Source organism: Kitasatospora sp. NPDC007106, from assembly GCF_040634455.1.
GTDB lineage: Bacteria > Actinomycetota > Actinomycetes > Streptomycetales > Streptomycetaceae > Kitasatospora > Kitasatospora arboriphila.
Window position 1 is genome coordinate 1 of record NZ_JBEYFP010000400.1, and the last position, 5459, is coordinate 5459.

Genomic DNA, 5459 nt, shown 5'->3' on the forward strand with positions numbered 1-5459 from the left:
GGGCAGGCCGGGCAGGCCGGGCAGGTCGGCGCGGGCGCGGCCGACGCCGGGTCAGCCGAGCGACTTGCCGCGCTCCGTCAGGGCCGCCTGGAGCCGTTCCAGGGCCTTGGGGCCCATGCCGTGGAGCTTCTTCAGCTCGGCGACCGGCACCCCGGCCAGGTCGTCGAGGCGGGTGTAGCCGGCGCCGGTCAGCGCGCGGGTGGCGGGGGCGCCGATGTTCCGGGGGAGGTCGCCCTGCGGCTGGTCGGTCATGCCGCCGATCCTGCCGCATCCCGCACCGGCGTCGGGCCCGGTGCCGGAACCCGGCGTGTCGTCGGTTCCCGACCGCCGGGCGGACGGGTACCACGAGGGAGAGGGCGGCCGGTCGGGGCCGTCCCGAACCGGAGGGAGACGGCATGGACAGCGCCCTGGCAGGGATCGTCGACGCGCTGAAGGCGGTCGAGAAGCAGGCCCGGGACACCGCGCTCGCCAAGGCCCGCGCCCACCGCGAGCCGGTGCCGCTCGCCGACCAGCCGCACCTGCTGGGCGCGCTGGCCGCAGCCGTCGAGGCGCTCCGGGACGTGGCGGGCACCTTCCCCGACCGGATGCACACCCCGGACGGCAGAACCACGCTCCGCACCGCCACCGAGCGGCTGGGCGTTGCGGCGGACGCCCTGCGGGACGCCGAGCGGCACGCCGCCGCGGGCGGCATCTGACACTCCGTCGGCGGGCGCCGTCCGCGATCCGGAGAGAACGCCACCGTCCCGGCCGTCCTGCCGCCCGCCCACCGGGCCGTCCACAAGCCGCTGCTGGACGTCCGGCCGGAGTACCTCGCCGCGGGCTTCGGCGAGGTGCAGCAGGAGTACGGCACCTTCGACACCTACCTGCGCCAGGGCCTCGGCCTCTCCCGCCAGGACCTCCGCGACCTGCACGGCCGACTCCTGACGTACTGACCGCGGGACGGGTACGGCCCGAGGAGCGCCGGGAGCCGTGCGATCCGGACGTGGAGTGCGGACGGATCCCGCCGTCCACAGCGCGGGGCCGCGCCGTTCCCCGTAGCCCTGTGCGGCTATCCGTCCGTACGGTCGCGCAGGGCTCCCAGCGCCCCCAGCGCCGCCGCCACCGCTTCCTCCGGGGTGCCCGCCGGGACGGGGGAGGCGGTGGCGGGTGCGTTCGGGAGGTCCCATCCCGCGAGGGAGACGACCGGTTTGCCGAGGCGCATGCCGAGGGCGACCTCGCTGAGCGTGCCCCAGCTGCCGCCGACCGCGATCAGGGCGTCGCAGGCCCGCACGAGCAGCCCGTTCCGCAGCTCGCCGAGACCGGTGGCCAGGGCCACCGTCAGATGGGGGTTCCCCCGGGCGCGGTCGGTGCCCGGCAGCAGCCCGACCGTGAGTCCGCCGCGGCTGCGCGCCCCGGCCGCGGCCGCCTCCATCACACCGCCGAGCCCGCCGCAGAGCAGCACCGCGCCGTGCCCGGCCAGCAGTTCGCCGACCCGGCGGGCCAGGGCGTACTCCTGCGCGCCTGCTTCCGCCGGGCCGATCACCCCCACGTACGGGGTGCCCACCGGGGACGGGGCCTCCAGCGCCATGACGACCTCCCGGGCTGACTGCGGGTGCGGTGCTGCGGACACCGGCAGTATCGGGCGCCGGGAGCAGCCCCGGACGGTCCGTGCCGCCGTCGGGGTGAGCTCCCGCTGCACCGCCGGCCGAAGGTGCGAACGGGTCTCCCGTGCCCGGCCGGCGAGCGGAGCCCCCGTCAGACGCCGCCGGCCACGGCCGCGCCGAGCACCAGCAGCACCACGCCGGTGACGATGCCCAGGGCCCGGCGGACCGCCGGCCTGGAGACCAGTGCGCGGCCCCGGCCGACGGCCCAGGTGAAGAGCAGGTACCAGGTGGCGTTGACCATCGCCCACACCACTCCGAGCGCGATGCTCGACAGCAGGACCGGGCCGTCGGCCGTGACGAACTGCGGGAGCACGGAGACCGCGAACACCCCCGCCTTCGGATTGCCGAGGTTGGTGCCGAGCCCCGCGCCGTACGCGCTCCACCGGCTCCGCAGTCCCCTCCCCGGACGGGTCGTGTTCGCCTCCGGGGGCCGACGGGCCGTCCGGAGCGTGGCGGCGCCGAGGGCGATCAGGACGAAGCCGCCCGCCGCACGCACCACCGCGTACGCGCCGGGATCGGCCAGGAGAACGGCCGAGAGGCCGGCCGCGGCGGCGGTGGACCACAGCACCAGTCCGGTGGCGTTGCCCGCGACGGTGGCCCGGGCCAGGCGGGGGCCGCCCTCCAGGGTCTGCCGGATCATGAGCGCCTGCCCCGCGCCGGGAAGCATCGCCAGCAACCACGTGGTCACCAGGAAGACGGGAAGGTTGGTGGGCACGTCGTCCGGCCTTTCCGCAGAAGGTGTCTTGCCTTGCCCCCTCAGGCTGGCGCGCCCGCCGAATTCAGAGAAGCGGGGTATCCGCAGGTCAGCATTAAGATTGTTGAATGCGGGATCCAGGACAGCTCCGGCTGCTCGCGCTGATCGAACGCCACGGCTCACTCACCGCTGCGGCGAACGTCCTCGGCCTCACACCGGCAGCCGTGACCCAGCAGGTGGCCCGAGCCGAGCGGGACTGGAACGTGCCCTTGGTCCTGCGGGGCCCTCGCGGTGCGTCGCTCACCGCCGCCGGCAGCCTCCTCGCCGAACACGGCCGCGTCGTCCACCGGCAGATGCACGAGGCCGACGCCGGACTGGCCGCCCTCCTCGGCCACCTCTCGCTGAGACTGCGGGTCGGGGCCTTCCAGGCCGCCGCCCTCCACCTGCTCCCACCCGCCCTGACCGCCCTGCGCCACCGGCATCCGAACGCCGACGTCTCGGTCGAGGACATCCTGTCCGAGCACGGGACGGACGAGGTCGCGGCCGGCGGACTCGACCTGGCCGTCATCGCCTCCTGGGCTGCGCCTCCCCGTCCGCCCCCGCACCTCACCGTGCACCCGCTGCTGCTGGACCCGATGGTCGTCGTCCTCCCCGACGACCACCCCCTCGCCGTGCGGACCCCCGGTGACGCCCCGCTGCGCCTGGACGAGCTCCGTGACGAGTCCTGGGTGACCATCCTGGCCGGCCACGCCGCCCGCGAGCAGTTCGACCGGGCCGCCGCCGAGGCCGGATTCACCCCGAGGATCAGGTTCCAGACTGCTTCCTACGACGTCGCCCAGGCCCTGGTCGGCACCGGCATCGGTGTGGCCCTGGTCTCCCGGCTGGCCCTGACCCGGCGCCCGGGCACCACCCACCGTGAGCTCGTCCAACCTCGGCTGCACCGCCAACTCCATGCGGTGACCGCGACCGAGTCGTCCCTCACACCCTTGGTGGACGTCTTCCTGACCCTCCTGCACGACGTCGCCGAGGACACCACCGCGACTTGGATCGCCCACCGCTGACGATCTCCCGTGAGCGGGCGGCCCCGGCCGACGGCCCCCCGAACGGCTGCACCACCGGGGCCGGCGCGGCCCGCCTCCCGATCCGGGGACGGGCCGCACCCGGCGCGGTCAGTCCTCCAGGGCGATGTAGAGGCGGCGGCCCTGCGGGCGGAAGCCGACCCGCTCGTACACGCGGCGGGAGCCCTCGCCGGAGTACTCCAGCCAGACGGACGAGGCGCCGCGGCCGAACATCGTCGCGGCCAGTTCGGCGGTGACCGCCGCCGCGATGCCGCGACCGCGGTAGTCGGGCCGGGTGCCGACGCCGGCCAGTTCCGAGGTGCCGACGGCCGGGGCCGAGCAGATCGCCCCGCCGGCGCAGCCGCCGTCCGGGGAGCGGACGAAGCGGACGGCGCCGCCGCCGTCCTCGGTCCGGCGCAGGCGGGCCGCCCCCTCCGGGGAGGAGGTGAACTCGCCGGCGAACGCCTCGGACAGGGCCGCGTCGATCGCCGCGTAGTCCGTGTCCCCGCCGGGTGCCTCGACCGTCGGCACGGGCGCGTCGCCGTACCGGGGCGGGGTCAGGGTGGCGGGGGTGCAGACCAGGTACTCGTGCACGGCCTCCACGGTGAAGCCGGCCGCGAGCAGGGCCCGCTCGACGAGGGGAGCCGAGTCGGGCGCGAACTCCAGCCGCGGCTTGAGGCCGCGGTCGCGGAACGCCGCGACCAGGCCGGCGACGTCCGCCGCGGTCGGCTCGGCGCCGGGCAGCGGGGTCGCGTAGTTGATGTAGGGGCTGGTGGTGTCGGGGTCGAAGCCCGCCACGAACCCGCCGGTCTCGACGACCAGGGGACGGCGGCGCAGGTTGGCAACGGCGAAGCTCTGGACAGGGGTGTCCACGGTGATGATGACCTCACGTCAAGACAAGGGTGGGTGCACACCCGCACCGGTGGCGGGCAGCACTGGATGTCGGGCCGGTACGAGCCGGCGCCACCGCCGCGGAGGGCGATGGCAGGCGGTGCGGAGCACCGCGCGTGGGGCCGCCGTGAGACGGGCGTGGTACGTGAGGCTGCGCAGCAGGCAGGCGCTCAGTACCGACGGCGGCCGCTGAGGGACGCCGGGACCATGGACTTCATTCCCTTGGGGGTGAGTGCGCGCCCCCGTGCGGAGCGCGGCTCACACCCTGCCACGCACACGCACCGCCTGGCAACCGTTGCCGGTTGAGCGGTCGTCAGGGCGTCCGGGCGTCCGGGCGTCCGGGCATCCGGTGGTCCCGGCCCGGCGGTCCCGGCCCGGCGGTCCCGGCCCGGCGGTCGCCGGAACGTCACCGGTCGCCGTCCGCGCCGTCCGTACCGCTCGTGCCGTCCGCCGTGTCCGTGCCGCCCGTCCCGTTCGCGGGGCCCGTCCCGCCGGTGCCCGTTCCGCCGGGGCCCGGTGCGGTCGGGAGTCCGGTGCGGGCCCGGCGACGGCGGCGCCAGAGCACGGCCGCGCCGCCCACCAGCAGGACGAGGCCGACGGCGGCGAGGACGCCCATCCAGGTCTGGTCGAAGAGAGCGCCGCCGAGGGCGCCGATCAGGGTGTACGTGGCGGCCCACAGCAGGGCGGCCGGGGCCTCGCCGACGGCGAAGCGGCGGACGGGCCAGCCGGAGAGCAGACAGGCCGCGATCATGAAGATCCGCCCGCCCGGGACGAGCCGGGACGGCACCAGGACGGTCCGGCCGTGCTCGTCGAGCCTGCGTTCGGCCTCCTGGACCCGCGGATGGTCGAACTTCGGCCGGATCCGGGCCTCCAACCGTCCGCCGGCCTGCCCGGCGAGGCGGTAGAGGGTGACGTCCCCGCACCATGCGCCGAGGCCCGCGCAGACGACCACCAGCGCCACGTCGCGGGGCACCGCCGAGGAGTGCACGGCCGCCGCGGCCGTCGCGCTGACCAGGATGCTGGTGGGGAAGACCGGGACGACGGATCCGAGCGCCACCAGCAGGAACAGGGCCGGGAAGCCCACCGACTCGGCGGTGCCCGAGTCCGCGGCCAGTGCCGCCAGGGCCGCGCCGGTCACCGGGCGCACCCCCGCCGCCGCCGGGCGGCGGCGGG

General features: G+C 76.1%; 8 protein-coding genes. 3 read left to right on the forward strand and 5 right to left on the reverse strand.

All coding sequences use genetic code 11. The features are described from left to right. Positions 1-51: 51 nt before the first annotated feature. On the reverse strand, positions 52-252 hold the full coding sequence (locus ABZ641_RS24520; protein WP_344622387.1) for a helix-hairpin-helix domain-containing protein: 201 nt from the start codon (positions 250-252) through the stop codon (positions 52-54). Positions 253-395: 143 nt separating this feature from the next. On the opposite strand from ABZ641_RS24520, the gene ABZ641_RS24525 reads away from it, so the two are divergent. Together ABZ641_RS24525 and ABZ641_RS24530 are read left to right on the forward strand one after the other, a co-directional pair. Beyond that, complete coding sequence (locus ABZ641_RS24525; protein ID WP_344622388.1) at positions 396-695, forward strand: hypothetical protein; 300 nt, start codon at positions 396-398, stop codon at positions 693-695. 90 nt (positions 696-785) lie between these two features. Beyond that, complete coding sequence (locus ABZ641_RS24530) at positions 786-932, forward strand: tyrosine-protein phosphatase (RefSeq protein WP_344622479.1); 147 nt, start codon at positions 786-788, stop codon at positions 930-932. Positions 933-1048: 116 nt separating this feature from the next. On the opposite strand, the gene ABZ641_RS24535 is transcribed toward ABZ641_RS24530, so the two are convergent. Continuing rightward, a complete protein-coding gene (locus tag ABZ641_RS24535) occupies positions 1049-1567 on the reverse strand; it encodes a TIGR00725 family protein (protein WP_359984943.1) in 519 nt (172 codons plus the stop codon). 167 nt (positions 1568-1734) lie between these two features. Beyond that, positions 1735-2358, reverse strand: a complete 624-nt coding sequence (locus ABZ641_RS24540; protein ID WP_359984946.1) for a LysE family translocator — start codon at positions 2356-2358, stop codon at positions 1735-1737. A gap of 107 nt (positions 2359-2465) precedes the next feature. On the opposite strand from ABZ641_RS24540, the gene ABZ641_RS24545 reads away from it, so the two are divergent. Continuing rightward, positions 2466-3398 carry a LysR family transcriptional regulator gene (locus ABZ641_RS24545; protein WP_359984949.1) on the forward strand — a complete coding sequence of 311 codons (933 nt, stop codon included), beginning with the start codon at positions 2466-2468 and terminating at the stop codon, positions 3396-3398. Positions 3399-3506: 108 nt separating this feature from the next. Here ABZ641_RS24545 and ABZ641_RS24550 read toward each other — a convergent pair whose 3' ends face one another. Both ABZ641_RS24550 and ABZ641_RS24555 read right to left on the reverse strand, forming a co-directional pair. Beyond that, positions 3507-4268 carry a GNAT family N-acetyltransferase gene (locus ABZ641_RS24550; RefSeq protein WP_359984951.1) on the reverse strand — a complete coding sequence of 254 codons (762 nt, stop codon included), beginning with the start codon at positions 4266-4268 and terminating at the stop codon, positions 3507-3509. Positions 4269-4692: 424 nt separating this feature from the next. Further along, the coding region (locus ABZ641_RS24555) for a VTT domain-containing protein (protein WP_359984954.1) at positions 4693-5459 on the reverse strand (767 nt) is incomplete at its 5' end.

Excerpts from the sequence above, each read along its gene's own strand:
- ABZ641_RS24535 (WP_359984943.1), bottom strand. The coding sequence starts at position 1,567 with ATGGCGCTGGAGGCCCCGTCCCCGGTGGGCACCCCGTACGTGGGGGTG.
- ABZ641_RS24520 (WP_344622387.1), bottom strand. The coding sequence starts at position 252 with ATGACCGACCAGCCGCAGGGCGACCTCCCCCGGAACATCGGCGCCCCC.
- ABZ641_RS24545 (WP_359984949.1), top strand. The coding sequence starts at position 2,466 with ATGCGGGATCCAGGACAGCTCCGGCTGCTCGCGCTGATCGAACGCCAC.
- ABZ641_RS24525 (WP_344622388.1), top strand. The coding sequence starts at position 396 with ATGGACAGCGCCCTGGCAGGGATCGTCGACGCGCTGAAGGCGGTCGAG.